At 45.8% G+C, this 23797-nt stretch carries 20 protein-coding genes; 15 read left to right on the forward strand and 5 right to left on the reverse strand.

All coding sequences use genetic code 11. From position 1 onward, the window contains the following. Positions 1-64: 64 nt before the first annotated feature. On the reverse strand, positions 65-1057 hold the full coding sequence (locus ACJJJB_RS03555) for a right-handed parallel beta-helix repeat-containing protein (RefSeq protein ID WP_282951271.1): 993 nt from the start codon (positions 1055-1057) through the stop codon (positions 65-67). 254 nt (positions 1058-1311) lie between these two features. Beyond that, positions 1312-1812 (reverse strand): nuclear transport factor 2 family protein, encoded by a 501-nt coding sequence (locus tag ACJJJB_RS03560; RefSeq protein WP_282951270.1) that lies wholly within the window; start codon positions 1810-1812, stop codon positions 1312-1314. A 392-nt stretch (positions 1813-2204) separates the two neighbouring features. Here ACJJJB_RS03560 and ACJJJB_RS03565 point away from each other — a divergent pair, with 392 nt between their 5' ends. Then, positions 2205-2801 (forward strand): hypothetical protein, encoded by a 597-nt coding sequence (locus tag ACJJJB_RS03565; protein ID WP_444945436.1) that lies wholly within the window; start codon positions 2205-2207, stop codon positions 2799-2801. A 320-nt stretch (positions 2802-3121) separates the two neighbouring features. Here the strand turns inward: ACJJJB_RS03565 and ACJJJB_RS03570 are convergent, their stop codons facing one another. Beyond that, positions 3122-4018, reverse strand: coding sequence for a LysR family transcriptional regulator (locus tag ACJJJB_RS03570; protein WP_444945435.1), 897 nt, complete (start codon positions 4016-4018; stop codon positions 3122-3124). Positions 4019-4132: 114 nt separating this feature from the next. Here ACJJJB_RS03570 and ACJJJB_RS03575 point away from each other — a divergent pair, with 114 nt between their 5' ends. The 10 genes from ACJJJB_RS03575 to ACJJJB_RS03620 all read left to right on the forward strand — a co-directional run bounded on the left by ACJJJB_RS03575 (position 4133) and on the right by ACJJJB_RS03620 (position 15490). Further along, the gene (locus ACJJJB_RS03575) at positions 4133-4510 is read left to right on the forward strand and encodes a YybH family protein (protein ID WP_444945434.1); all 378 of its coding nucleotides are present in this window, start codon (positions 4133-4135) and stop codon (positions 4508-4510) included. Between the two features lie 11 nt (positions 4511-4521). Continuing rightward, positions 4522-5439 carry an alpha/beta hydrolase gene (locus ACJJJB_RS03580; protein ID WP_444945433.1) on the forward strand — a complete coding sequence of 306 codons (918 nt, stop codon included), beginning with the start codon at positions 4522-4524 and terminating at the stop codon, positions 5437-5439. Positions 5440-5604: 165 nt separating this feature from the next. Then, on the forward strand, positions 5605-6216 hold the full coding sequence (locus ACJJJB_RS03585; RefSeq protein WP_444945432.1) for a hypothetical protein: 612 nt from the start codon (positions 5605-5607) through the stop codon (positions 6214-6216). Between the two features lie 620 nt (positions 6217-6836). Next, on the forward strand, positions 6837-8645 hold the full coding sequence (locus ACJJJB_RS03590) for an ABCB family ABC transporter ATP-binding protein/permease (RefSeq protein ID WP_444945431.1): 1809 nt from the start codon (positions 6837-6839) through the stop codon (positions 8643-8645). Between the two features lie 72 nt (positions 8646-8717). Next, complete coding sequence (locus ACJJJB_RS03595; protein WP_020411706.1) at positions 8718-10436, forward strand: DUF8614 domain-containing protein; 1719 nt, start codon at positions 8718-8720, stop codon at positions 10434-10436. Between the two features lie 349 nt (positions 10437-10785). After that, positions 10786-11439, forward strand: a complete 654-nt coding sequence (locus tag ACJJJB_RS03600) for a glutathione S-transferase family protein (RefSeq protein ID WP_445365754.1) — start codon at positions 10786-10788, stop codon at positions 11437-11439. A 333-nt stretch (positions 11440-11772) separates the two neighbouring features. After that, the gene (locus ACJJJB_RS03605) at positions 11773-12324 is read left to right on the forward strand and encodes a hypothetical protein (protein WP_020411709.1); all 552 of its coding nucleotides are present in this window, start codon (positions 11773-11775) and stop codon (positions 12322-12324) included. A 49-nt stretch (positions 12325-12373) separates the two neighbouring features. Continuing rightward, positions 12374-12709, forward strand: coding sequence for a YnfA family protein (locus tag ACJJJB_RS03610; RefSeq protein WP_020411710.1), 336 nt, complete (start codon positions 12374-12376; stop codon positions 12707-12709). Between the two features lie 486 nt (positions 12710-13195). Then, on the forward strand, positions 13196-14008 hold the full coding sequence (locus ACJJJB_RS03615) for a right-handed parallel beta-helix repeat-containing protein (RefSeq protein WP_445365755.1): 813 nt from the start codon (positions 13196-13198) through the stop codon (positions 14006-14008). Between the two features lie 516 nt (positions 14009-14524). Beyond that, positions 14525-15490 (forward strand): hypothetical protein, encoded by a 966-nt coding sequence (locus ACJJJB_RS03620; protein WP_282951263.1) that lies wholly within the window; start codon positions 14525-14527, stop codon positions 15488-15490. Between the two features lie 520 nt (positions 15491-16010). On the opposite strand, the gene ACJJJB_RS03625 is transcribed toward ACJJJB_RS03620, so the two are convergent. Both ACJJJB_RS03625 and ACJJJB_RS03630 read right to left on the reverse strand, forming a co-directional pair. After that, positions 16011-17339 (reverse strand): serine hydrolase domain-containing protein, encoded by a 1329-nt coding sequence (locus tag ACJJJB_RS03625; RefSeq protein ID WP_444945428.1) that lies wholly within the window; start codon positions 17337-17339, stop codon positions 16011-16013. A gap of 396 nt (positions 17340-17735) precedes the next feature. Further along, on the reverse strand, positions 17736-20324 hold the full coding sequence (locus tag ACJJJB_RS03630) for a thrombospondin type 3 repeat-containing protein (RefSeq protein ID WP_445365756.1): 2589 nt from the start codon (positions 20322-20324) through the stop codon (positions 17736-17738). A 630-nt stretch (positions 20325-20954) separates the two neighbouring features. Here ACJJJB_RS03630 and ACJJJB_RS03635 point away from each other — a divergent pair. From ACJJJB_RS03635 to ACJJJB_RS03650, 4 genes are all read left to right on the forward strand, one after another. Then, positions 20955-22421, forward strand: a complete 1467-nt coding sequence (locus ACJJJB_RS03635) for a DNA-3-methyladenine glycosylase 2 family protein (RefSeq protein WP_445365757.1) — start codon at positions 20955-20957, stop codon at positions 22419-22421. After that, entirely contained in the window at positions 22418-22939 is a 522-nt protein-coding gene (locus ACJJJB_RS03640; protein ID WP_445365758.1) for a methylated-DNA--[protein]-cysteine S-methyltransferase, read from the forward strand. The genes ACJJJB_RS03635 and ACJJJB_RS03640 overlap by 4 nt, the downstream gene beginning before the upstream one ends. A 97-nt stretch (positions 22940-23036) precedes the next feature. Beyond that, the gene (locus tag ACJJJB_RS03645; protein ID WP_282951260.1) at positions 23037-23573 is read left to right on the forward strand and encodes a gamma carbonic anhydrase family protein; all 537 of its coding nucleotides are present in this window, start codon (positions 23037-23039) and stop codon (positions 23571-23573) included. Continuing rightward, positions 23566-23781: a DUF1289 domain-containing protein gene (locus ACJJJB_RS03650; protein WP_020411718.1), complete on the forward strand. Its 216-nt coding sequence runs from the start codon at positions 23566-23568 to the stop codon at positions 23779-23781. Before ACJJJB_RS03645 ends, ACJJJB_RS03650 begins: the two co-directional genes overlap by 8 nt. Positions 23782-23797: the final 16 nt, after the last annotated feature.

Genomic DNA, 23797 nt, shown 5'->3' on the forward strand with positions numbered 1-23797 from the left:
CCTTGGAGTGCTTTAAGACGGAAGCAAGGGGGGCATCAGCCACCTTTAAGTATGTGAAATATTCCTATGGAAGAAAGCGCAGGCATGCCGGTTCAGAGGACTCAGCTGTATTGTTACCCCACTCATTGGCAAGATTAAGGCATGTTGGGTCGGCACCTGGTGAACTTAGGTCATAGTTCATATTACCCAGTGCGGTGTTTCCTCTAATGATGTTGCTCTCACTACTGGTTTCTTCTATAAGTATGCCAACAGTTTGGTTGCTATTGGCGGTATTTCCCCTAACAATATTATTGGAGCTGTCATCGGCTATTTCTATGCCTTCAGCACCATTATAATTGGCAGTGTTTTGGCTTACTGAGGCATTGTTAGTATCGATTAATATTCCATCCCCGGAATTGTGCTCAGAAGTGTTAAATGAAACTACGCCTCTGGTTCCATCCAGGTCAATACCATCATCACCACTGTATGATATGTAGTTATGTAGTACTGTTGAGTCCTCTCCATCAATTAGTATCCCTTCATCTCCGGCATATTTTATCGTATTGTGTGTAATTAAATTGTAATTTCCATTTGAGTCTATGCCATCATCACCACTATATAACGGGTTTCCAGTGATCGTATTACCTTTGATGATATTGTTGTCACTATTGATCTTTATACCGTCATCCAGGTAGTAATTTTTTATCTCCATATTCAAAATGGAGTGCGAGCCGGAGCCAGAAACAAGGATACCCCCGGGGCAGTTTTCTATAATTCCTCCGCGTACCTGCCGGCCAGTTCCCTCGATTAGTAAGCCAAACTGGTCTTCCATATCTGAATTGCCGGTGCAAGTTATTCCTCCATCCCCCTGTATTTGTAAGTTGCCGGAAGGTCCGCTGACAATTATCGCGTAAGGATTTTCTGATGTTAATTCACAGTGGAGGTTTTCAGTGAGGAAGGCTGTAGTTGTGACGGTTTCATAGCACTCTACAGCGAATGCAGGGGAGATTGAAAGCGCATTGGCTACAACTATGGTAATAGATGAAGGTATGGTATTTAAGTCTATAAGTTTCATCATAATCCCCCTTTAAGTCAGAGTTAAAGTCAATCTATAAGCTGTTGTTCTGGAGTGCTTGTTAAAGCTGAGCTTTAAAACCAATTTGGTTTTTGTTGCTTAATGTGTCTTAAATGGTTTTATAAGGCTATGGTCTGGCAATTTTTGTTAATAAACAAATGATATTTTTGAGTATAAGAGGTATTTTAATTATTTTTAATTATATGGGTTGTTTTGAATCTTTGGTGGTATTTTGTGCTCGTTGCTCTTGATGACTTTTATACTATAGGTTCTCCCAATTTATCCCATGCGTCGAGTAAAATATTAATTAATTTGTTTGTATGGTGATCTGCGGTTAGCACTGAAAAATCAGGGTCTTCCGGCAAGCCAAAAGCTTCAGCACGCCTGCATTGAAATAACCAGTTGTTATTGATTTTTATTAACTTGTCATCGTATTGTCCGGCCATGATGGTGCGATAGCCATGACGTGTGGCGGCGATTACGAGGGTGGTTGCTTTCCCTGTAGCGCTTTGCCCATCAGAAGAAATGGTATACAGAGGCGAGGAGGTTATATGTCGAGTTCCAAGCTGGCTGTGTATAATCAGATATTGACGCAGTTTTTCTCGCCCTCTTATCATCAGGTTTCCATTCTCAAAGCGCCCATTTTCTGTAAAGAGCGATGCCCACCCCTCAGCATCATGGTTGTCGGCTGTGAGGGTGTACTGGGCCAGCAAATCTAAGATTGCTAGTTTCTCAATATTTTTCTGTAGATTATCCATCGCAGATGCCAGTTCAAAATTTATCTGTTGGGGTCAGAAGCATATCTTGGGATTAGTTGGTTATTTTTTCGTGAGTTTAATTGATTTTTTATTTGAGTAATTGCTGCTTCGTAATTTCTCGTTAAAGTGCAATTCCTATTTTTTTTGATTATCGGTTCTCGGGTTTTTGTTAAGCCTTCAAGTGGAGTATATCAGGTAGTTTCTGTTGAGCTACCAGGTATACGTTTTTAGTTTATTAAAATAAAATTGTGTTTGTTATAAATTGGATGTCTGTAATTCTGGATGTGCAACAATTCCGATGTCTTGAAGTCTAAAAGTATATGATTCTCACTGTAACGCTATTTTTGGCGTTAAAAAAGGCTTCTCTGCCTGGTTAGGTGAAATTAACTTAATTGACTTTAATTATTAATAGAGGGGATTTTGCTATGAGTCGTGCTACAGATATTGCTGATGATGCAGAAGTAGATGCAAATAATCACCAACAATATACTTGGGGTCCCACCGATAGAAATATTACTACCTGGGGAGGAGGTACGGGACCTCATGCCCTGTTAGGAAGTCCTGCCCAGCCTATCAACTGTTGGAGTTATCCAATACTGCTTGCAATAAGGCGCGGCTACCTCAATAGGCAAGGAGCTTTAAATCTAGTTCAGGATCTCAATCTAAAGTCACCATCACTTAAGCCCTATGCTTTTAATACTAGTGACCTGACAACCATGTGGACTGACTGGAAAGATTTTCCAGGTTCTTTGTGGCGCCCAAGAAGGGGGGACCTTGTATTTTTCCGGTCCTTTATGGGCGGATTACTAAATCACGTAGCTATATCAACTGGGAGAATACACCCAATGCTGGGTCATAGTGAGATTATTAGTTTTGGTGAAGGTAGAAGTACAGGGGGGCTCGCGACAGTAAATCGAACATCAATTGAGCTGGTTATGCAAACCCATCATACAGAGGTAAAATTTATTGCTCCTAGCTGGGATCATTAGCCTGGCTAATGTTGTTGTCTAGTATTTATACGATTGATGATTTCGTTTGAATAAATGGCGATTGAGGAACAAAATTATAAATTTTTCTTGGCTTTGAAGCTGGTTAGACAATTAAATAGAGTACAAGCAGAGGTTGTTTGTTTTGAGCAAGCAACCTTTGCTTTTGCTATTCATTTTTATGTTTGAGATCTTTCTGTTGGGCGTATTCCCTTAGGTTGTTCTCAAATTTTTTTGAATGTCAGCCTGCAGGTAATGGCGGCGTTTACGAATGATTTATTATGGCAGGTTAAAATAAATCAGTAAGTTGATCATGAGGCAGCCTAAAGCTGATGGTTATCTTTATCTGAATATTTCAGTTGGTCTTTTACCGATTTTATAAATCTCTGGACTTTAACAGGAGGCTTCTTTGGGTAAAGGTGCATATAATGTATAGGGGTTGAGCCGACTTCAATCACCCGCTTCAATAGACCTTTTTCGATACTTTGTGATGCAGTAATATCTGGAATTCTGGCAATCCCTAACCCCATCTCCGTCATTTTTAAAATATCATGTAAAGAGTTGCAGCGAATTTTTGGTATGACTCGTATTTTTCTTTTGCTGCCTAACTCATATTTAATTGGGATACCCTGCCAATCATTAGCGATATGTCGCCAATGGATCAATGTGGAGAGGTCCTCTGGTAAACCACCCTGCTCATCCATATAAGTTTTGCTTGCATAGAGACTTTCCCGAAGTATGCCTAGCTTGGATACTTTGGCTGATTGCATATCGAGGCTGCCCACTCGGATTGCAAGGTCTACTTGAGACTCAATCAGGTCTATGGGGGCATCGTTCGCCAGTAATCGTATTCCAAGCTGTGGATGCTGTTCCGCGAATTGTGCAATTGCCGGAACAATAACTGGCTCACAGAGTGCGTGAGGTGCAGTAATCGTCAGCGTGCCTGATAACTTTTCATTGGTGCTTTTTAAGTCTGCCAAGGCGGAGTTATAGATATCCCGGATTTCGCGGCAGTGAGTGTAGAACTGGGTGCCAGCTTCCGTTAAAGAGAGTGCCCGTGTACTTCGGTAGAGCAGCCTTGTACCAAGATCTCCCTCCAGCCGGGTAACCGCTTGGCTAATTGCCGACTTGGTACGGGTAAGGTTATCTGCCGCAGCTGTAAAACTACGGGCTTCTACTACGGCCAGGAATACTTGCATATCCTCAAGATTAGGCTTCATTGTTTAATTTTACTAAACAGTTATTTGATTGAATACCTGTTTATCATAAGGTAGTAGCTGGGGCAATATGCTTGCAGAAATTCAATACTTAGTTTTTGTGAAGAGGAGTCTGATATGAGTAAGGTGCTAATCGAAAAAACTGTAGTAGCCAGCGAGCAATGGAAGTTGTTTTTCAATCAGGGTAATGCTGAAGGCTGTGCGTCTATGTATGAAAAGGATGCCCAAATGGTGGCCAAACCGTTCGGCCTGTTTCAGGGAAGGGAGCAGATACAGGCCTTTTGGGAAAATCTGGTAGCCCAGGGGTTCTCAGAAGTGTCCTATCTGGATACTAAAATTGAGGTCGTAGATGATGTTTCAACTGTACTTTCTAGCAATTGGAAAATGAACAAGGCGCAAGGGGTGATCACGCGGGAACTCTGGGTTCTACAGGAGGATGGCACTATGCGCCTGCGCGAGGATCATTTTGAAGCTTTAGACCCGAGTGTGAAGTAAAGGAATATAAGATGAACGAATACTGGAATAGTTTTACACGGGAAAAAACAGACGAACAATACAACCCAACGCTGTGGACCCATCGGTTGCCTACAGAGGAGTTACTACCAGCCCATGTGGCATTCACCGAGAGTCATAGCTCCATTTACCGTCAAAAGGTAAAAGATGGGTTGCAAACTGTTCACTTTGGAGAGGGAGAGTTATTGGGTTCTATGGATGTCTTCAGGCCTGGGAATGTTCCTGAAGATGCACCCATCGTAATTTATATTCATGGTGGTTGGTGGCAGTGGTTCTCAAAGGAACAGTTTTCCTTTCTAGCTGAATCTTTTAATAAAAAGGGGGTTGCTGTCTACATGCCTGGATACCGTATGGCCCAGGATTGGAATAATGGCCAGCCAATGGAATCCATTGTAAAACAGATGCAGTGTGCGATGGCTACGGTACTTATAGAAGCTGAACAGAGAGGCTCGTCGGCAGTTTACCTGGTAGGGCACTCGGCGGGTGGTCAGCTTGTAGCGATGCTTCACCAGACCGATTGGGAACAGTTTGGTGTTTCAAAATCCGCACAGAGCAAATTCAAGGCTGCATTTTCCTTAGCCGGGCTTTTTGATATCCGCCCCCTGGTAAAGAGCTTCGTCAATGACACAATTAAGATGTCGATGGACTCAGCGGAGAGGGTAAGTCCACAGTTAATCCCGCTTAGAGAGGGGAGAAAACTCTGCCCGCTACATCTAATAGTGCCTGAGTTTGATACTCCTGAGTTTTTTCGCCAGACAAAGGAGTATCAGGAAAAACTGCTTAAGTCAGGAATCAACTGCTCTTTTTCTCTGGCTAATGACCGAGATCATCTTAATATTCTTGAACGATTGAATAATGTTGATGACAAAGTTTTAAAATATATGTTAGAAAATATGGATTGCCATGGTTGATTACTTTCAGTTGGTTTGGGGTTGATCCAACAGGATAGTTTTAAAGCTTCGAGATCTCTGAGTTATTTTTAAGGGCTTAAATGCCTTTATTAGGTCAATTTATTTTTGGAGAGTATTGATTTCTAAGATGTGATTTGAGTACAACAGCCATTCAAGGAGAGAGAAATGCCTTTTACAATGCATCAAAGCAGAAGGTTTGTCCGTGAATTTGAAGCTTGTAATGCTTATAGACAGCAAACAGGTGGGGTGAATGAGTATTTGATTTACAGATTTGACAGTGATGACAGCACCCTCAGTAACATATTCTCGATTGACTACAAAACCCCTGTTCGAAGTTCACCTTTACCTGGAGGAATTTACCCTGCTCAAAGGGGTAGGCTTAATAGCAGTAAGACAAAAGTGACCAAGCCACAAAATTATCAAGGTGGTGGGCATGCTGAAGAAATTTTCTTACGGTCACTGGATAAGTTTACTAGTTATGGGCCGGTAGGGAGAATAGAAATGTATATTTCAAAGATTCCATGTAATTATTCATCTGCAATGATGGTGAATGTAAATGGGTCAAATCATCACGTCCCATCTGGTTGTGGGAATAAGCTTCAATTGATGATCGAAGCCTTTACCAATATAAATTGGTATATTTGTTTTGATAGAGAGTACTCAGGTGCGACTCAAGGGCGTGAAACCAAGCAGAAAATGCTGGTGTTAGATGCAAAGATGAATTGTGAAGTTTACCGCTACAATAATGGCGCGCTGAATCGAGTTTCGGCGAATTAGGGGGGGAAGCTGTATCACGTTAACTTAAGAGAGTTATTTGTCAATCCAGATGACTTTCTTGGGTGTGTCGAGTGAGTTTATGACTTTTCCTGACCTGTAATATTATATTTTTTATGAGATTCTTACTCTAAAAATATGTATTGGTTATTGGCTTGGCGAAAGTCAAATCTGATAATTAAAATATTATCTGTTTATTGGTAATAGGCAGAGCCTCTCTTTCTCACTAGATAAACACTATTTGCTGCAGGGCAATGTCGTTATAGTCGTTGGTAGCAATATAGAGGTATCGCTAAGCGCCGCTTGCCGCTTTGTGGAGGCGGGCTAAGGGTAGCTATTCTGATGAATTGTGAGCTGGAGGACGAAAATTCGAATAAGCCTTCTTATACTTCCACCGATGCTGACCAGGTTGGGTGTTTGCCGCTGTTTCCAGTGCCTGCTGTCTCCCTGGCATCTGATAACCCCCTCTTTATGCTGCGGATATGATCAATCTGAATATTGGTTGGGTAACCAAGGTATGTGATGCCGCAGTAGGGCGTTCACCCTGCATATCTGGCTGAGCGTCTATATAAGTCTTTCAGTCTATTTATAATAGGCGCCTAATTTTCCTTCCGGAACCAATTATGCCGAGACCTAAGTCCACAGTTCCATTGGATGAGGTGCATTGGGGCGCACTTAAGACCCTGTTTCCCTACCTGCTGGAGTTTCGTAGAGCTGTTGTCCTGGCAATCCTGTGCCTGATTGGAGCCAAGGTCGCAGGGGTTACTCTTCCATTTATTCTTAAGCACATAGTCGATAATTTGGATAAAGCTGGTGGTGTAGCCGAGGCTATTGCGTTGCCGTTGGGGCTTTTGCTGGCCTATGGTGCAGTGCGTTTTTCCAGCACCTTGTTCGGTGAGTTGAGGGATACCATTTTTGGCCGTGTGACCGAGCGTGCCCAGCGCCGGGTAGGGCTGGAGGTATTTCAGCATCTGCACAAGCTGGATTTGGATTTTCACCTGGATAGGCGCACCGGCGGTTTGTCCCGGGATATTGAGCGTGGTAATAGCGGCATCGGCTTTCTGATGCGTTTTATGGTGTTCAATATCGTGCCTACCCTGGTAGAGATTGCTATGGTGGCGGGGCTTCTTTGGTGGAATTACAGCGGTGTGTTCGCCCTGGTAGTTTTGGCGGCGGTCATTATTTATATCGGCTTCTCCGTAGTGGCCACAGAATGGCGCACCCGCTTTGTACGAGCGCTTAATGAGGCGGAGTCACAGGCCAGTAGTCGTGCCGTGGACAGCCTGCTGAATTACGAGACGGTTAAGTACTTTGCCAACGAGCGGCACGAATCCAGCCATTATGATAAGGAGCTTGCAACTTGGGAGCAGGCCCGGCGTAAGAACCGCTTATCCTTGTTTAGTCTGAATACCGGTCAGGCTCTGATTATTGCCAGCGCCATGTGTGCCGCGATGGTGCTGGCAGCGGTTGGGGTAACGAACGGACAGATGACCATCGGTGATTTTGTCCTGGTTAATGCCTTTATGATGCAGATCTTTATCCCGCTTAATTTCCTCGGGTTTGTCTACCGCGAAATGAAGGGAGCCCTGGCAAATATTGAGAAAATGTTCTCCTTGCTGACGGTAAAGCCCGCGGTAGCAGATATGCTGGAGGCGTCCAAACTACAGGTATTCGAAGGGCGTATCGACTTCGAGCAAGTACGGTTCGGCTACAAGGACAATCGCGAAATTTTGCGTGGAGTAAGCTTCTCAGTGCTGCCACGTCAGAAAGTAGCTATTGTCGGTGCTAGTGGTGCCGGTAAATCAACATTGTTTAAGTTGCTGTTCCGTTTCTATGATGCCGAGGGTGGCAGAGTCTGTATCGATGGTCAGGATATCCGCACTGTAACCCAGGAATCCCTGCGCCGAGCTATTGGCGTGGTGCCACAGGATGCGGTGCTGTTCAACCAGTCAATCAAAGAGAATGTGCGCTACGGCAAGGTAGGTGCCACTGATGAGGAGGTAATGGAGGCGATCCAACACGCGCACCTATCAGACTTTGTCGAGCAATTGCCTAATGGAATAGATACCTTGGTGGGAGAACGCGGCCTGAAACTTTCCGGAGGGGAGAAGCAGCGGGTTGCGATTGCCCGGGCGCTGCTCAAAAAACCACCAATTATGATTTTTGATGAAGCGACCTCCTCCCTGGATAGCCGATCAGAGCGTAGCATTGTCGCCTCACTACAGGAGATTGCCCGGGAGCAGACCACTCTCGTCATTGCTCACCGCCTCTCTACGGTTGTAGATGCGGACACCATCCTGGTAATGGATCAGGGCAAGGTTGTTGAGCAGGGTTCCCACAGCCAGCTGCTGGAACAAGGGGGTCATTATGCGATGCTCTGGCAGATGCAGCAGCAGGAGCGTACCGATGAGGTAGAGATTGTCACGCCCTAGGCTCCTATCTTGATAATTGTGCCCAGCCCGACTAATGTGGCGCCGACACAAAAAAACGATAGGCAGAGCGATATGACCATTCCTTTTCAGTCCTCCAAGATCGCTGCCGCGCTGTTGGCGATAGCGCTGGTGGGCGGCTGTAGCAAAAACAAAGAGGCCGAAGAAGTCAAAAAAGATGAGGCCGAAGCCCAGATTGTTGAATCTGAGACTGTGAGCCCGCCTCCTGGCCAGACTGTGGAGAATGCAGATAAGCGTTTTGATATCTATGTGCCTGTAGAGCTTACTGCTAACCTCAGCAGCTTGAGCAATAACCAGCGCAAGATGATTGGTTTGCTGATCGACGCCAGCCAGATTATGGATCGCCTGTTTTGGCTGCAGTCCTACGGCCCCGCAGAAGTACTGCTGCCGGAAATCGAAGATAGCCGCGCGCGCAAGTTCGCCGATATTAACTATGGCCCCTGGGATCGTCTAAACGACAACAAACCGTTTATTGTTGGCTATGGCTCTAAACCCCTCGGTGCGAACTTCTATCCAGCGGATATGACGCGTGAGGAGTTTGAGGACTGGGATCAGCCTGGCAAAGATGGCCTCTATTCCCTGGTCCGTCGCAATGATGCCGGCAAGCTGGAGCTGATTCCTTACAACAAAGCGTATAACGCGGAATTGAAAAAAGCCGCTGATATCCTGCGCCAGGCTGCCGCACTGGCCGAGAGCAAGGAGTTTGCACACTACCTGACCATGCGCGCCGATGCGCTGTTGACGGATAATTTCCGTCCCAGTGATATGGCCTGGATGGACATGAAGGAAAATGAGATCGACGTAGTCATCGGCCCCATTGAGAACTACGAAGACCAGATGTTTGCTTACCGCACCGCTTATGAGTCTTATGTATTGTTGAAGGATAAGGAGTGGAGTGAAAAGCTGGCTAAGTTTGCCGCACTGCTGCCTGAGCTTCAGAAAGGCCTGCCAGTTGAAGAGAAGTACAAATCGGAAGAGCCGGGCACTGATTCTGACCTGAATGCTTACGATGTACTTTTCTATGCAGGGCATAGCAATGCTGGTTCCAAGACCATTGCCATCAACTTGCCCAATGATGAAGAAGTGCAGCTGGCCAAGGGCACCCGTCGTTTACAGTTGAAAAATGCCATGCGCGCTAAGTTCGACAAGATTCTGGTGCCTATCAGCGATGTACTGATTGCTCCTGAGCAGCGCAAGCATATTACTTTCCCAGCTTTCTTCGCCAATACCATGTTCCATGAAGTGGCCCATGGCCTCGGGATCAAGAAAACCGTTGATGGTGGTGCGAATGTACGCACTGCATTGAAGGAAACCTCCTCCTCCCTGGAGGAAGGCAAGGCGGATATTCTGGGTCTGTATATGGTCACCCGCCTGCATGAGAAAGGTGAAATCGAAGATGGCGAGCTGATGGATAATTACGTTACCTTCCTCGCCGGGATCTTTCGCAGCGTACGCTTTGGTGCGGCAAGTGCGCATGGTAAGGCGAATATGATGCGCTTCAACTTCTTCAAGGAGCAGGGCGCTTTTACCCGTGATCCTGAAACTGGTCAATACAGTGTAGACTTCGAGAAGATGCAGCAGGCAATGACTAATTTGTCTCGCCTGATCCTTACCATCCAGGGTGACGGTAACTATGAAGAAGCTAAAGCGCTATTGGCCAAGCAGGGCGTGATTGGTCCCGAATTGCAAGGTGACCTGGATCGGTTGTCTGAAGCGAACATTCCTGTAGATGTTACTTTTATCCAGGGGAAAGAGGTACTAGGCCTTAAATAACAGAGTTTTAGGACTGGAATTAAAAGCCCGGCATCGCCGGGCTTTTTTATTCTTTCTTAAAGCAGATCATTGATTTTGAAGTAAAAGCTATTAAATAATTTTTTCTACTTTGATAACAAATGTTATCTAGAGCTTTCAGTGATTCTCTTCTCCCCCAGGCTTTACTTGTAGTTCTCATTAAGCTTGCTCAATCAAGTCAAACCTGTTGCACTTTGGCTTAAATTTGTTGGTACGTTTGTGCCCTTAAACTGATAGAAAATAAATAGCTTTTTGCATTCTTTCGTTGCTAAATAAGCGCCGGTTATTATGAGGTGGAAATTACTAGTCTTCAGTTAGGTGGAGAGAAAGGATGCGCCGTATTTTATACACCGGTACAAAAAATGCCTCCTCTTGGGCATTCCGCGCTTGGCTCGCTATGCGGGAGCTTGGTATTCAATTTGAAGAGCGAGTGGTGGATATAAGAAAGCCCCAGAGGTTCGAAAATCTGCGGCGAATTGGAGAAATATCACCATCTGCATCCGTACCAGTGTTGGTTGATGGCGATAACATCATCTTTGACTCTTTGGCAATTATGGAATATGCCAATGAAGTAGGTGGGGATGCCCTGCTCCCCGCTGAGCCTTTAGCCAGGGCAAGGGTCCGCTCATTTCTGAGCTGGCAACATGCCGGGTTATCGGGGCTCTGTCCCCGCCTGTCATTTGAAAGTGCTTTTTATCCCAATAAGCGTGAGATGACCTCGGATGAGCATAAGGATACGGAGAGATTATTTTCTGTGTGGGAGTCGGAACTGAAATCTAGTGGTGGCCCTTATCTATGTGGGGAGCTTTCTCTGGCCGATCTGGTACTGGTGCCTACAGTTATTCGGATTTACTCACATTCTCCCCATATGAATACCTGGCCCCTAACTCACCAATGGATAGTGAAACTGCTGGCAAGAGAGAGTGTGGAAGAGTGGGTGTCCCAAGCCAGGTCTTTACCGCCCGTGATTTTGGACAATTATTGACTGCCAGCACATTGATAACGAGTTTGGAGTTGGGCTGGCGTTGTTTATTTCGCCAATAACTGGTCACTATTGGAACTGATGCTGGCCTTCCTTTACTGCCCCTTCATATTTTTAGGTACTGATGAACTGGCAGTTACTACCTTTTATCTGTTTATGGCGTTTATAGCTTGTAAAAAGAGGGACGCCGCGTACATTTTGCAGGAAATTCCTCAAATGTGAACCTATAGAAACTCGGTTGTAAAAAGGCGACTAAAATGTCCCTGGGGTAAAGGAAGGTTTGCCCGCTGGAATTGGGCGGCCAATATAAAAATGTTAAGGATAAACATTGGAACAATGAAAATACCAGCCTTGATTCTCGCCTTTGTATTCTGCCAAAGTGTGCAGGCCTCTTGCCAACTGGAGGAGTATGAACGTTTCCTGAATACGCAAAGCCTGGTGATGTTGGAAGCTTCCGTTAAACTGTTCGAAGAAGATAAAGATAAGTTCAAAACAATAAAACCATTCGTGAAGCTGGAAGTCAGGAATAACAAGCTGAAGGTATATATTGCCAGAAAACTGAGTGAGCTGAATCCAGAGGTACTCAATCTAACCGGGCCAATTGCCAATCTGGTTCCCAGTGTGTCGGTGCAAATTATGCCTGACGGGTCCATAAGGGATAAGGTGGATTTGGCGATGTCTGCAGATTCCCACTACCGACAAGAAAAGGCAGCAATGAAGCCTGTAGAACAGTTATATCTGTATCATGAAGGAATGACAGAGTCAGAAAAAAAGCGTTTTCTTGTCGCCAGAAGCTCATTGAGTAAACTTATGGAGACCAATGAGCAATTTGAATTTATGAAGCGTGCATTTACTACTTCGCTTGAAAGTCTTTGTCCCGTTGATTAGTAATCGCTAGTGAACTTTTGGTGATAAGGAAAGCGGTAAATCTCCGGTAATGTTTGAATTAAAAACAATAGCTTTGTTTTTTGTAACTGCACTTGCTGAAATTGCCGGCTGTTATCTTCCTTATCTCTGGATCAAGCAGGGAATGAGTGCTTGGCTTTTGCTACCTGGCGGCATTAGTCTCGCGCTATTTGTCTGGCTGTTAACACTTCACCCGACCGCAGCAGGGCGGGTTTACGCAGCTTATGGCGGTATTTATATCTTTACGTCCATTATGTGGCTATGGTTGGTGAATGGAGTCAAGCCAACTGTCTGGGATATAACCGGTGCCAGTGTGGCAGTGGTGGGGATGAGCATTATTATGTTCTCCCCGCGACAAATGCATTAATATAATGGATTTGCTGTAATAGTATCCGATTTTTTCTTCATAAGAATAAGTTTTATATATAAATCAAGTTTCGTTTGTATTCTGGTTAACATATAAATCTTTAATGAATTGACGCTTTAGCTGTTTTATGGTTTTCAGTGCTTCTGTTTTTTGCTGTAAAATGGTGCGCTTATCTTTTTATGGCTGTCGTGTTGTTTTACGTTTTATGCCCGGAATAAAAGTTTTTCTCATAGGCTTATAATTTTTTTAATCTTCCTAATTTACCTGGGGTCGGGCATTCTACTTACCTGGGCCAATTGAAAAATAGTAAATGGTTATAACAGTATCTGTTGGGGATATTGATTGTTTTGGCTGTTGATAATCCAGGTTGTTTTGCTATCTATTTAGGAAAAATTTCCTATGGCCCTTTCTCAAACCTAGGTCAAACTCTCCTTGGCTTTGGGTGTACTCTCCTTTGAAACAATCAATAAATGAAGGGAATCTAATATGAAAAATGTAAGTGTTAATCCTTTAAAAGCAGTACTGCTCGCCGTTGCCGGAGCCGCCAGTATTTCGGTGTCGGGTATAGCTTCAGCTGTCAGCTGTGGTGATGTTCTTACATCCGCAACTGTTCTGTCTGGGGATATTCTTTCATGCGCGATAAATCCTGCAGTAACGTTAAAAGAAGGTGCAAGCCTGGATTTAAATGGTTATACCATTAGTTGTGATACTCCCGTTGGAATCGGAGTGAGGTTAGTTGGAGCAGGCAGGGTTCTTGAGGATACTGCAGGCGGTGGAAGCATTGAGGGTTGTGCCACTGGAGTATCTGCAGAGGGTGATGGTGGCCATTTTATTATGGGAGTAAGTACCACTCTCAATAGTTTGTCCGGAGTTACCCTTTGGAGCACTGGCAACACCTTGGAGGCTTCTTACGCGAATGGCAATACAGGCATGGGTATTCGTCTGATGGGTGACGGAAGCCAGGTGAGAACTACTGAGGCGACAGGAAATACTCTTATGGGAGTAAAAATTGTCGGTAACAATTCATTGTTGAGAGATAATGATACCAGCTCTAATGGAGCGAGTGGCATCGTAGTTGCCGAAGGAAATGGCGGTATTATTGCCGAGAACTTATCAACGGACAATGGTGTAAATGGAATCATGGTACAGCCGTTTGCTCAGACTGGATGGCTTATTATCGGGAATGATGCCGCAGGTAATACAGGCAATGACCTCAATGATCAAAATGTTCCCCCTTGCACTGGTACTGTTTGGGTGCTCAACACCTTTGACAATGCTGCAGACGCCTGTATTCAGTAGAAGTAAAATCTAATCTTTGGGTGGGCCTATGTGTTGAGGTCGTATTTGATATGTAGGTCCATTATATTTTAATTTGACTTTTCATTCGTTAGTGGTTTGACTTGAGATGGCCAGGCCGCGACATTTGACTGCATTTTATGCTTGGTAAATAGTCAGTCTATATTGCACCTCCATTTGTTACGCTCTAAATCTCCACACTTTTATTTTGTAAGCTGGCTGGGTGATTGCGCCATCGTGTTGTATTTTGCCTGATTTTGATAATTCTCTTCAAGGTCTGAATCTACCTGGGTATTTTTTCCTATATTTTCGGTACTTATCTCCTATTGCGCAAGCACGGCCTGGCTACAAAACTCATCACAGCATCAAGCTGTGGCCTTATATAAGAAGTAACTCGTTGTGTGTTTCTACTGTGAGGAAATTTACAAGGATAGTTGCCAGAGTATCGGTACAACTTTTGTTGAGTATTACGCAGGAAACCCCTTTAAGCATTGGCGTTTGCTTTTGTGCTAGGGCGTGATGTTGATTAGATTCATCTTTAAAGCAGTAACAAGAAGTTTAAGTTTGCTAATTTCATTTCCTAAGGAGATAAACGTGAAAAGATGTACCCCCATAGCAGCCGCTGTTTTGTTCGCTATTGCCAGTCAAGGTGTTTTTGCTGACAATAACACTGCTATTGTTAACCAAAGTGGCAATGCGCACACTAGTGTTGTGGATCAGGTGGACCCAACAGTTACCCATAGCTTGATTTCCCAAACCCAGATTGGCACCAGTAACAGTGCCTTTGGCCAGCAGATAAATAGCACCTCATTTGCTTCTATATTTCAGCTTCAGGATGGGCAGTCAAATACAGCTAATTCTGTTCAGGATTTTGCCACTCTTGGAACGACTGCCGGTATTGCGCAAGTTGGTAACAACAATACCGCAACAACATCTCAGATTACTGCAGAAGCCACTGTAGCGACGATCAACCAGTTTCAGCAAAGTAATACAGCGACAATTATTCAAGCAAATACTTTCGGTGGTACTACTGCGGTAGCTACTCAAGTAGGCACTTCCAATGTAGCCACGATTGGGCAGTTTGTTGTTGTAAGTAGCTCTGCGGATTCAAGTCAAGTTGGTAATACCAATACAGTAAATATCAATCAGTCCAACCTTACAGGTGGATTTATTGATGCGGATCAGTTAGGAAATAATAACTTGTTGAATGCCTCACAGGTTGGCATTGGCCATATTGCCTTTGTTAGACAGGAGCAGGAGTCGAACACTCTGAATCTCTTGCAAACTGGTACTTCTAACTTTGCAAACTCCTTCCAGCTTGGAACCAGTAATACGGGACTCTTAGCCCAGTTTGGAATGATGAATGTTGCAGTTGCTTCGCAGAATGGGCAAAGTAATAATTTTAGTGTGACTCAAACCGGCACTATGGATACTGCAACAGTCGGACAAATTGGTAATAACCATAACAGTACAATAGTACAATAGTTAATCCTTGCCTCAAGAAGTCCCTGGCAATTTTTAGTTTAATTGTTAGGGATTTCTTATTGTTGTGATCTATATTTGATAGCCCATTTCTTGTTGGGCTATTTTTTTACCTGAAAGTAAAGGTTAAGGTTGATTTGGGAAGTTGAGCTCTTTGCTATTTCCTTAAATCCTGGTTGATATGGTTTCTTTAATGTTAGGGTTGAGGGTTTATTTGCTAATGCTCATTGATAGTTAGAAGAAGAGGTTTTAAGAAACAGCTTTGTAGTGTATTTTTCTAATCGGGAGGGAGTTCTCTTATAAGGCCTAAAAGGGTAATTTTTTCTGATCATAAACCGAGAATCTGGTTTTTTAATTTCAGTTAATTGTTGAAGCTATTGTTGCTTCATATACTGAATAGGGGGTGAGGCCAGAATGGTGATCTATATTTATAGTTTCCGACACTCACCGTAGTGCTTTCTGTATACTCCTAAGAACAACCTACATTATAAGTCGAAGGCCGCTGCTTAAAGAGATAGTTATACTATTGTGTGCTTGTTTGTAGCCCTGAGGCGGCTTCGAAGAGTTTAGTTATGAGTTTGTTGACTTTGATTTTGTTGGCGTTCTCAAGGTTGCTATTAGCCAGTAAAATTACTCCAATTTTATCAGCTGGGTTATAGAGTAAGTAAGAAAAAGAGCCTGGATCCCTACCATTGTGGCCATTAAGTTTGTGATTTTTTCCATTGTAATTCCATAGGAAATCAAGACCCCAGAAAATGCCGAAACCATCTTCAATTGGTGTCAACATATTAGAAACAGTTTTAGCCTCTAGAATTCTACTGCCCTGTTTTCTTGATACTAATTCACCACCATTCATAATAGTGGCGAGGAATAGTGCCATATCATAGGCGCTACTCCTTAATCCTCCATCTGGCCAGGTTGCAAGGTCGTAGTGTGGTATAGGTGTTAAATTATTTTCGATCGCATAGTGTGGGCTGGCGATATTTCCTGGGATAAAGTCGGGGAGCTTCCAGCTTGTGTTAATCATACCTAAAGGGGTAAATATTTCTCTATCCGCATAGTCAGCGAGAGAAAATCCGCTGGCGAGTTCCACAGTATATCCAGCTAAGGCTGCTCCTATATTAGAATATTCATATGCTTCTCCAGGTGTCTGCGAGAGAAAGTTGTGCTCTGAATCATAAAACTCTCCCTCGCTGTCGAGGTACGCTCCTAAAAAACCGGCCAAGGTGATTGGGCTGTCTTCTGGACAGATTCCAGGCTCTTTGAGGTTCATCAGTTTTGAGTGGGTACCATCTCCATGATTGATATAGTAACTACATTGATATGTGGGGCCATCATTAATGCCAGATCTATGGGTGACAAGATGTTGGAGTGTAATAGGTTGTGAGCCTGGGTTATCAATGTTGAAATAGCCCCCAGCAAGAAGGTTTTGTACTTCCTGATCCAGGCTCAGGATTCCGTCTTCTTGCGCTTTTGCAATCGCTGTTCCCATAACAACTTTACTCACTGATGCTAGCCAAAAGGCCGTATTCCGGGTAACCAGGCCACCCTCTTCCAGGCTTTTTACTCCATATCCTTTAGACCATATGATTGGCATTTCAGGCCTGGCAACCAAGGCAATAGCCATGCCGGGAATTTCGATATCCCGCATGGTGTTTTTAACGGCTTCATCAATTTTGGTGTGGTCAAAAATGCGAGGTTTATTTGTATAAGTTACTGTGGAATCAGCTTTAGTGTATTCAGTGTAGTTGCTGGTATCACTAGCATCCATTGCATTTGTAAGCACGGTTATAGATAGACTTGCACAAATAAAAAGATTAGACAGAATTGAAGTTGTCTGTTTTCCTTTCATGGTAAAACCTCCTTGATTTACTTTTCGTTTGGTTACTCCAGTTTTTTACGTCCGCTATCTATTTTCCTATATTTTTGCTGAAAAAAATTGGAATCAAAACAGCGGTTTAATGCTTCGGAAGATTGTTTCTTTCCTGCTATAGAAGAGGTAGCTCTTCCAGGAAGGGTGTTGCCAGTATGTGAATCGCTGACTTAACCTGTGCTGAATAAGATAGGTTTGAAATTATTCTGGCGGATTTATCTATTAATTAGGCGTGACTGCAGGCTTAATAGTAATCGGCGATTAAATTAAGCTAATACCTTGAAGGGGCTGTGTAGAAAAAATGAAAGGTACTTTTTATGGTGATAGTGAAAGCAGCAGCCCTTTTTAGGGCTGCTGCTTCGATGATTAATAAGCTTATGGTTGCTGGTCAATCGGTACCGCGCAGGCTAGATAAACATCCAGCTTGTTATTAATAGAGTTCAGGCCTTTCAGGCTTAGGCGAACCTGATCAAAGTCAGCCTGGGTATTTGCAAGGAGTAGACGGTGATAGTGCGCTCCGTTCACTTTGAAGGGGGCGAGCATATAACCACTTGTAGTCTCGCCAGTGGCTATGCCATCCAGGTAAGTACCGATAACAATGCTGTTCAGTTCGATCTCATCGAGCGGTGAATTGCCATTTTCCACCAGGAAGCCAATCATGTAGCGGCCGCTCTTAATATTGTCGTGATTTATCTGGATATAGGCGCTGCCTCCAGCACCGCTAACTACCTCTATTCTGGCTGCATCGGAGAGTATTCCGTTGGTTACCTTGTCGATAGATGTTACTGAACATCCATCGCAAGGTGAGGTTATGCCGTTGACCAACTCAGCATTCACACCATCCATAACTTCAAGACCTTCGAAAGAGGTACAGGAAAGTACACTATCAAAGTCACAGGCATCTCCTACGCCATCATTATCTGAGTCTTCCTGGTGAGGGTTGATGGTTTGTGGACAGTTATCGATATCATTTTCTACACCGTCATAATCCACATCCGGGTCGCAGGCATCTCCCAGACCGTCACCGTCAGTGTCAGTCTGGTTTGGGTTGGGAATAGTGGGGCAGTTATCTGCGCCGTCATCTGAGCCGTCGTTATCCTGGTCATGATCACAGGCATCACCGACACCATCGTTGTCGCTATCTTCCTGCCCACCATTTGGTACTGCTGGACAGTTGTCGACATTATCTTCAATGCCATCTCCATCAACGTCATCATCGCAGGCATCACCAGTACCGTCGTTGTCACTGTCGGTTTGGTCATTTGGAGTCAGAGGGCAGTTATCGAGATCGTTGATTACTCCGTCGCCGTCGCGATCGTTATCACAAACGTCGCCGATATTGTCTCCATCTTGGTCTGCTTGATCGGGATTTGCATCTGCCGGGCAATTGTCCTCACCATCGTCATGGCCATCGTTGTCGCTATCACTGTCCAAGTCACAAGCATCACCAATACCATCGCCGTCCTGGTCCTCCTGCAGTGTATTGCTGACAAGGAGACAGTTATCGACCTCATTTAATATGCCGTCGCCATCTAGGTCGGAATCACAGGCGTCACCAATGCTATCGCCGTCGGTATCTGTTTGATCGGAGTTGGGAACAAGCTGGCAGTTATCGGTGAGGTCATCTACGCCGTCATTGTCATCGTCGGAATCGCAAATGTCTCCCTGGCCATCACTATCATTATCCGCTTGATCCTGGTTGGGAATATAGGCGCAGTTATCGCTATTGTTGTCGACGGTATCTCCATCGAGATCGCTATCACAGGCGTCGCCTACGGTGTCACCATCCAGGTCTAGCTGGTCGGGGTTGGGTACATTAACGCAGTTGTCGATACTATCTGGAATTAGGTCCCCGTCGCTATCGGTATTGTCGTCACAGGCATCACCGTAGCCATCTCCGTCTGTGTCGGTCTGGTCTTCATTGGGTTCCAGCGGACAGTTATCATTGTTGTTTTCTACACCGTCATTATCGCGGTCGCTGTCACAGATATCTCCAGTGCCGTCATTGTCGGTGTCGGTCTGGTCCTCATTGGCATCTGCGGGGCAGTTGTCGGAGTCATCTTCAATACCGTCAGCATCATCGTCGCTGTCACAGGCATCCCCTTCGCCGTCAGAGTCGATATCACTTTGGTCGGGGTTGCTAATAGAAGGGCAGTTGTCGGTATCGTTTTCAGTACCATCATTGTCGAGGTCGGAGTCGCAAGTGTCACCAATACCATCGTTATCCTGGTCATCCTGCGAAGCGTTGGGGACATTCGGGCAGTTGTCAGAGTCGTTATCAAAGCCGTCGCCGTCTCTATCGCTATCGCAGGCATCGCCTATGCCGTCTCCATCGGCGTCTTTCTGGTCGGGATTTGGTGTATGTGGACAATTGTCGGCGCCATCGTCCAGGCCGTCATTGTCACTATCACTATCGGCATCACAGAGGTCGCCAATGCCATCATTATCCTGATCCGCTTGGTCGGGATTGGCTGTATCCGGACAGTTGTCCAGGCTATTGGTGTAATCGTCGCCATCACGGTCATTATCGCAGGCATCACCGACGCCATCGTTGTCTATATCGCCCTGCTCATGATTTGCGTCAGCGGGGCAATTATCGCTGTCATTATTAATTTCATCGCCGTCAAGATCTTCATCACAGGCATTGCCAATGCCATCGCCATCACTATCTGCTTGGTCAGAATTGGCTGTTAGCGGGCAGTTGTCGTCGGAGTCTGAATGGGTATCACCGTCGTCATCGCTATCGCATGCGTCACCATTGCTGTCTTTATCGGTGTCATCCTGGCTGGAATTGCTGATGCTTGGGCAGTTATCCCTGCTGTCTTCAATCCCGTCTCCGTCAGTGTCCACAATACTGGCGCCTGGCAATAGATCTTCGGCAGCATCTCCCCGGCCACCGTCGGATCCACAGGCACTTAAAAATAATATTGAGAGAAAAAGTATAATTAGCGGTATTTGGGGCATGGTTAAAGTCTCCGAAAACAAATTTTATTTTTGTTATCTGTCGGAGAAGAAGAGATGGATCTCGTCGGTTAACGTCGGAAAAGTATAAAAATTATTTTCACTAGTTTCCCGGTCTCTACTTCCCTGTAGATAGTTCCGGGGTCGTGCAGATAAATCGCTAATACTTTTGTATGTAACTACGGCACCGGACTTTGTGCCGTTTAATATGCGTTGTTTTGGTGTTGGATGTGTGAAGGTCTATGAAAAAATGGCGGGCTATTTTCTGGTTTATATCTCTTGTAATTTTAAAAAATAAAACTCCGCCATTTGGTTGGGAATGTTCGCGCAGATGTTGTGTTAAACATGTTTAGGCAAAAGTGTCAGGCAGATATAAGAAAAGGACTATGAGTCGAAGATACTTTTAAATTCATACTTGTATTGTTATTTATGCTTTAGCCTGATTTTTTCCAGTAAGCGAAAAAATTTATGCATTCTCTGCGCAAGTGTTACTGCCGTTATTGCTACTGATATAAGCCTGCTTCCAATTGAGTGAGACCAGTTAGTCAGTCTTTTATAAATGGCCAGTTCCGTTTTTGACTAGTTCCATGGGCGTGGAATCCATACACTGGTAGTCAGAAACGGGAGGGGTTTATGAAAATTGATGCTGCAGTTTGCTCCAGTGCGCGACTGGCTCGCGATCGTCGTTTCGATGGACGTTTTTTTACAGCGGTGAAAACCACCGGGATTTTTTGCCGTCCCATCTGCCCCGCACGCCCCCCCCTCGAGCAGAACGTTACTTACTTTGCCACTGCGGCAGAGGCCGCGAGTGCTGGTTTCAGGCCCTGTTTACGCTGCCGGCCAGACTCTGCCCCAGGCAGTCCGGCCTGGGAACTGGTCTCTACTACCGTACAGCGGGCACTGAAGTTGATGCGCAGCGAACGGGAGCCTCATTCAGTGGAACGGCTGGCGGAGCGCCTTGGGGTCAGCAGCCGTTACCTACGACGTTTGTTTGCTGAGCACTTGGGCGTGAGCCCTTTGTCGGTATGGCAGACTGAGCGGGCGCTTTTTGCCTTTCGTTTATTGCGTGATACCAATTTGCCGGTAGCAGAAATTGCTTATGAATCGGGATTTAACAGCTTGCGTCGATTTAATGGTGTGTTTAAACAGATTTACCAACGCACACCATCCGAGGTGCGCAGGGAGGGCCATAATAAGCGGCTGAAATGTGGTGTTTCTACAAAAGTACGGCTCTATCTCGATTACCGCCCACCATTGGATTGGCAGCAATTACTGGCATTCCTCCGTACCAGAGCCCTGACGGGGGTAGAGCAGGTAAGGGACTGCGAGTATTTACGCAGTTTTGCGTTGGAGGGGGGGCGTGGAGTGATGCGGGTGACCCACGATCCAGAGAGAAACCGCTTGGTAGTGGAGGTATCCGGGCAGGAGGGTGGTACCGGCTTGTACCTGCTTAATCAGTGTCTTCGTCGATTGTTTGACCTGGATGCTGATACAGCGGAGATCCAGGCAGTGTTAAATGAAGACCCCTTGCTGAAGAGACAGCTGGCACAGCGACCGGGCCTGCGCTTACCCGGAGCCTGGGACCCATTTGAATACGCTTTGCGGGCAATACTTGGGCAGCAAATCAGTGTGGCAGCGGCTACCACGATTGCGGGGCGCCTGGTGGCTCGCTATGGGGAGTCCTTTGTGGATGACTCTGGAGTTGAGAGGTTCCTGTTTCCCACTGCAAAACAACTTGCTGAGGCGGATTTTACCGGCTTGGGGCTGACACGTACCCGGGCCAATACTTTGCGAGAGTTTGTTGACGCAACACTTGATGGCCGGGTTAATTTTGGCGAGCAGTCCCTGGAGGATTGGTGTACGCAGGTCACTGCATTGCCGGGTATCGGCGATTGGACAGCACAATACATTGCCATGCGCGGGCTATCCATGCCGGATGCCTTCCCATCTTCAGACCTGGGAATCCTGCAAGCACTGGGCAGTAAAGGTCTAAAGGCAAAACCAAAAGAAGCCCTGGCGAGGGCTGAAAAGTGGAGGCCCTGGCGGGCTTACGGGGCAATCCTGCTGTGGCAGTCCCTGAAATCTGGAGAGCAGAAATGATTTTTTATGAGAGTTACACCACAGAACTGGGTGAAGTTGCCATAGCGGCCTCTGGTCAGGTAAATGAGGGTGAAGCCAGGGGTATTGTTTCGTTGCAGTTTTGCGATAGTGAGCGCCCGCTTCGCGCTGGGCCGGGTTGGAAAAGAGAAACCTCTGATCTTATCGAAAAAGCTGCTCAGCAGTTGCGAGAATATATTGCCGGGAAGCGGAAAAATTTCGATCTGCCCCTGGCCCCGCGGGGGACCGAATTCCAACGGCGAGTATGGGACGCCCTGTTGCAGATTCCCTTTGGTGAGACCCGCAGTTATAGCCAGCAGGCACAGCTCTTAGGGCAGCCTCGTGCTATTCGCGCGGTAGCGCGGGCCAATGGTGCCAACCCGGTAGCGGTGATAATTCCCTGTCACCGGGTAATTGGTGCGAATGGCAGCCTTACCGGTTATGCCGGAGGCCTGCCACTGAAGGCTCGGCTTTTGAAGCTGGAAGGAGCCAACTTTGTAAGTCAGGGTGAGTTACTTTAGTGCCCGGAAAGTGAAAAGCACAAGTGCCACCTGCTAGCCATAGACCCTTTGGCGCGGGATAATAAGCGGTTCATAATCATATTGAGCCGGAGGCCAAATGCTGTACAGATTGGGGGATAAACAGCCGCAACTGGAAGGTGAGGGCCACTATATCGCGCCCGGTGCCCATGTGATTGGCGATGTGCGTATGCTTGCGAACAGCTCTGTGTGGTTTAATGCGGTGGTGCGTGGTGACTGTGCGCAGATCACCATCGGTGAAAATAGTAATGTGCAGGATGGCTCTGTGCTGCACGCCGATCCGGGTACGCCGTTGACAATCGGTACCGGTGTCACCGTAGGCCATAAAGTGATGCTGCACGGCTGTGATATTGGTGATTACAGCTTGATAGGTATCAACGCCGTGATCTTAAACCGGGCCAAAATCGGTAAGTGCTGTATTATCGGCGCCAATGCGCTGGTGACCGAGGGCACGGTGATTCCCGACTATTCGATGGTTGTGGGTACTCCCGGTAAGGTGATAAAAACTCTCGATCCCGCTGCCTATGCGCTGCTGAAAGCCAGCAGCGATCACTATGCGGCCAACGGTAAATATTTTGCCAGCGAGTTGGCTCTGCTCGAGGCTGAGGATGTCTGAACAATCTGTAAAAACTGCGGTGCCTGAAGAGCACCCGGTTAAGTCCCCCTGTATTTCCGTATGTGCACTCAACGACCAAGATGTTTGCGAGGGTTGCTTTCGCAGTGGTATGGAAATCAGTCGTTGGGGCTCCATGAGCAACGATGAGCGCCGTGCAGTTCTGAAGCTCTGCACCGAGCGAGCGCGGCAAATGGGCCGACTCTGGTAAATCATTGAATGCGCTT

It is taken from the genome of Microbulbifer variabilis (genome assembly GCF_052468405.1).

What these genes read in the sequence shown, in the direction of transcription:
- ACJJJB_RS03555 (WP_282951271.1), bottom strand. Translation starts at nt 1,057, where the DNA reads ATGATGAAACTTATAGACTTAAATACCATACCTTCATCTATTACCATA.
- ACJJJB_RS03560 (WP_282951270.1), bottom strand. Translation starts at nt 1,812, where the DNA reads ATGGATAATCTACAGAAAAATATTGAGAAACTAGCAATCTTAGATTTG.
- ACJJJB_RS03570 (WP_444945435.1), bottom strand. Translation starts at nt 4,018, where the DNA reads ATGAAGCCTAATCTTGAGGATATGCAAGTATTCCTGGCCGTAGTAGAA.
- ACJJJB_RS03575 (WP_444945434.1), top strand. Translation starts at nt 4,133, where the DNA reads ATGAGTAAGGTGCTAATCGAAAAAACTGTAGTAGCCAGCGAGCAATGG.
- ACJJJB_RS03580 (WP_444945433.1), top strand. Translation starts at nt 4,522, where the DNA reads ATGAACGAATACTGGAATAGTTTTACACGGGAAAAAACAGACGAACAA.
- ACJJJB_RS03585 (WP_444945432.1), top strand. Translation starts at nt 5,605, where the DNA reads ATGCCTTTTACAATGCATCAAAGCAGAAGGTTTGTCCGTGAATTTGAA.
- ACJJJB_RS03590 (WP_444945431.1), top strand. Translation starts at nt 6,837, where the DNA reads ATGCCGAGACCTAAGTCCACAGTTCCATTGGATGAGGTGCATTGGGGC.
- ACJJJB_RS03595 (WP_020411706.1), top strand. Translation starts at nt 8,718, where the DNA reads ATGACCATTCCTTTTCAGTCCTCCAAGATCGCTGCCGCGCTGTTGGCG.
- ACJJJB_RS03600 (WP_445365754.1), top strand. Translation starts at nt 10,786, where the DNA reads ATGCGCCGTATTTTATACACCGGTACAAAAAATGCCTCCTCTTGGGCA.
- ACJJJB_RS03605 (WP_020411709.1), top strand. Translation starts at nt 11,773, where the DNA reads ATGAAAATACCAGCCTTGATTCTCGCCTTTGTATTCTGCCAAAGTGTG.
- ACJJJB_RS03610 (WP_020411710.1), top strand. Translation starts at nt 12,374, where the DNA reads ATGTTTGAATTAAAAACAATAGCTTTGTTTTTTGTAACTGCACTTGCT.
- ACJJJB_RS03615 (WP_445365755.1), top strand. Translation starts at nt 13,196, where the DNA reads ATGAAAAATGTAAGTGTTAATCCTTTAAAAGCAGTACTGCTCGCCGTT.
- ACJJJB_RS03620 (WP_282951263.1), top strand. Translation starts at nt 14,525, where the DNA reads ATGTTGATTAGATTCATCTTTAAAGCAGTAACAAGAAGTTTAAGTTTG.
- ACJJJB_RS03625 (WP_444945428.1), bottom strand. Translation starts at nt 17,339, where the DNA reads ATGAAAGGAAAACAGACAACTTCAATTCTGTCTAATCTTTTTATTTGT.
- ACJJJB_RS03630 (WP_445365756.1), bottom strand. Translation starts at nt 20,324, where the DNA reads ATGCCCCAAATACCGCTAATTATACTTTTTCTCTCAATATTATTTTTA.
- ACJJJB_RS03635 (WP_445365757.1), top strand. Translation starts at nt 20,955, where the DNA reads ATGAAAATTGATGCTGCAGTTTGCTCCAGTGCGCGACTGGCTCGCGAT.
- ACJJJB_RS03640 (WP_445365758.1), top strand. Translation starts at nt 22,418, where the DNA reads ATGATTTTTTATGAGAGTTACACCACAGAACTGGGTGAAGTTGCCATA.
- ACJJJB_RS03645 (WP_282951260.1), top strand. Translation starts at nt 23,037, where the DNA reads ATGCTGTACAGATTGGGGGATAAACAGCCGCAACTGGAAGGTGAGGGC.
- ACJJJB_RS03650 (WP_020411718.1), top strand. Translation starts at nt 23,566, where the DNA reads ATGTCTGAACAATCTGTAAAAACTGCGGTGCCTGAAGAGCACCCGGTT.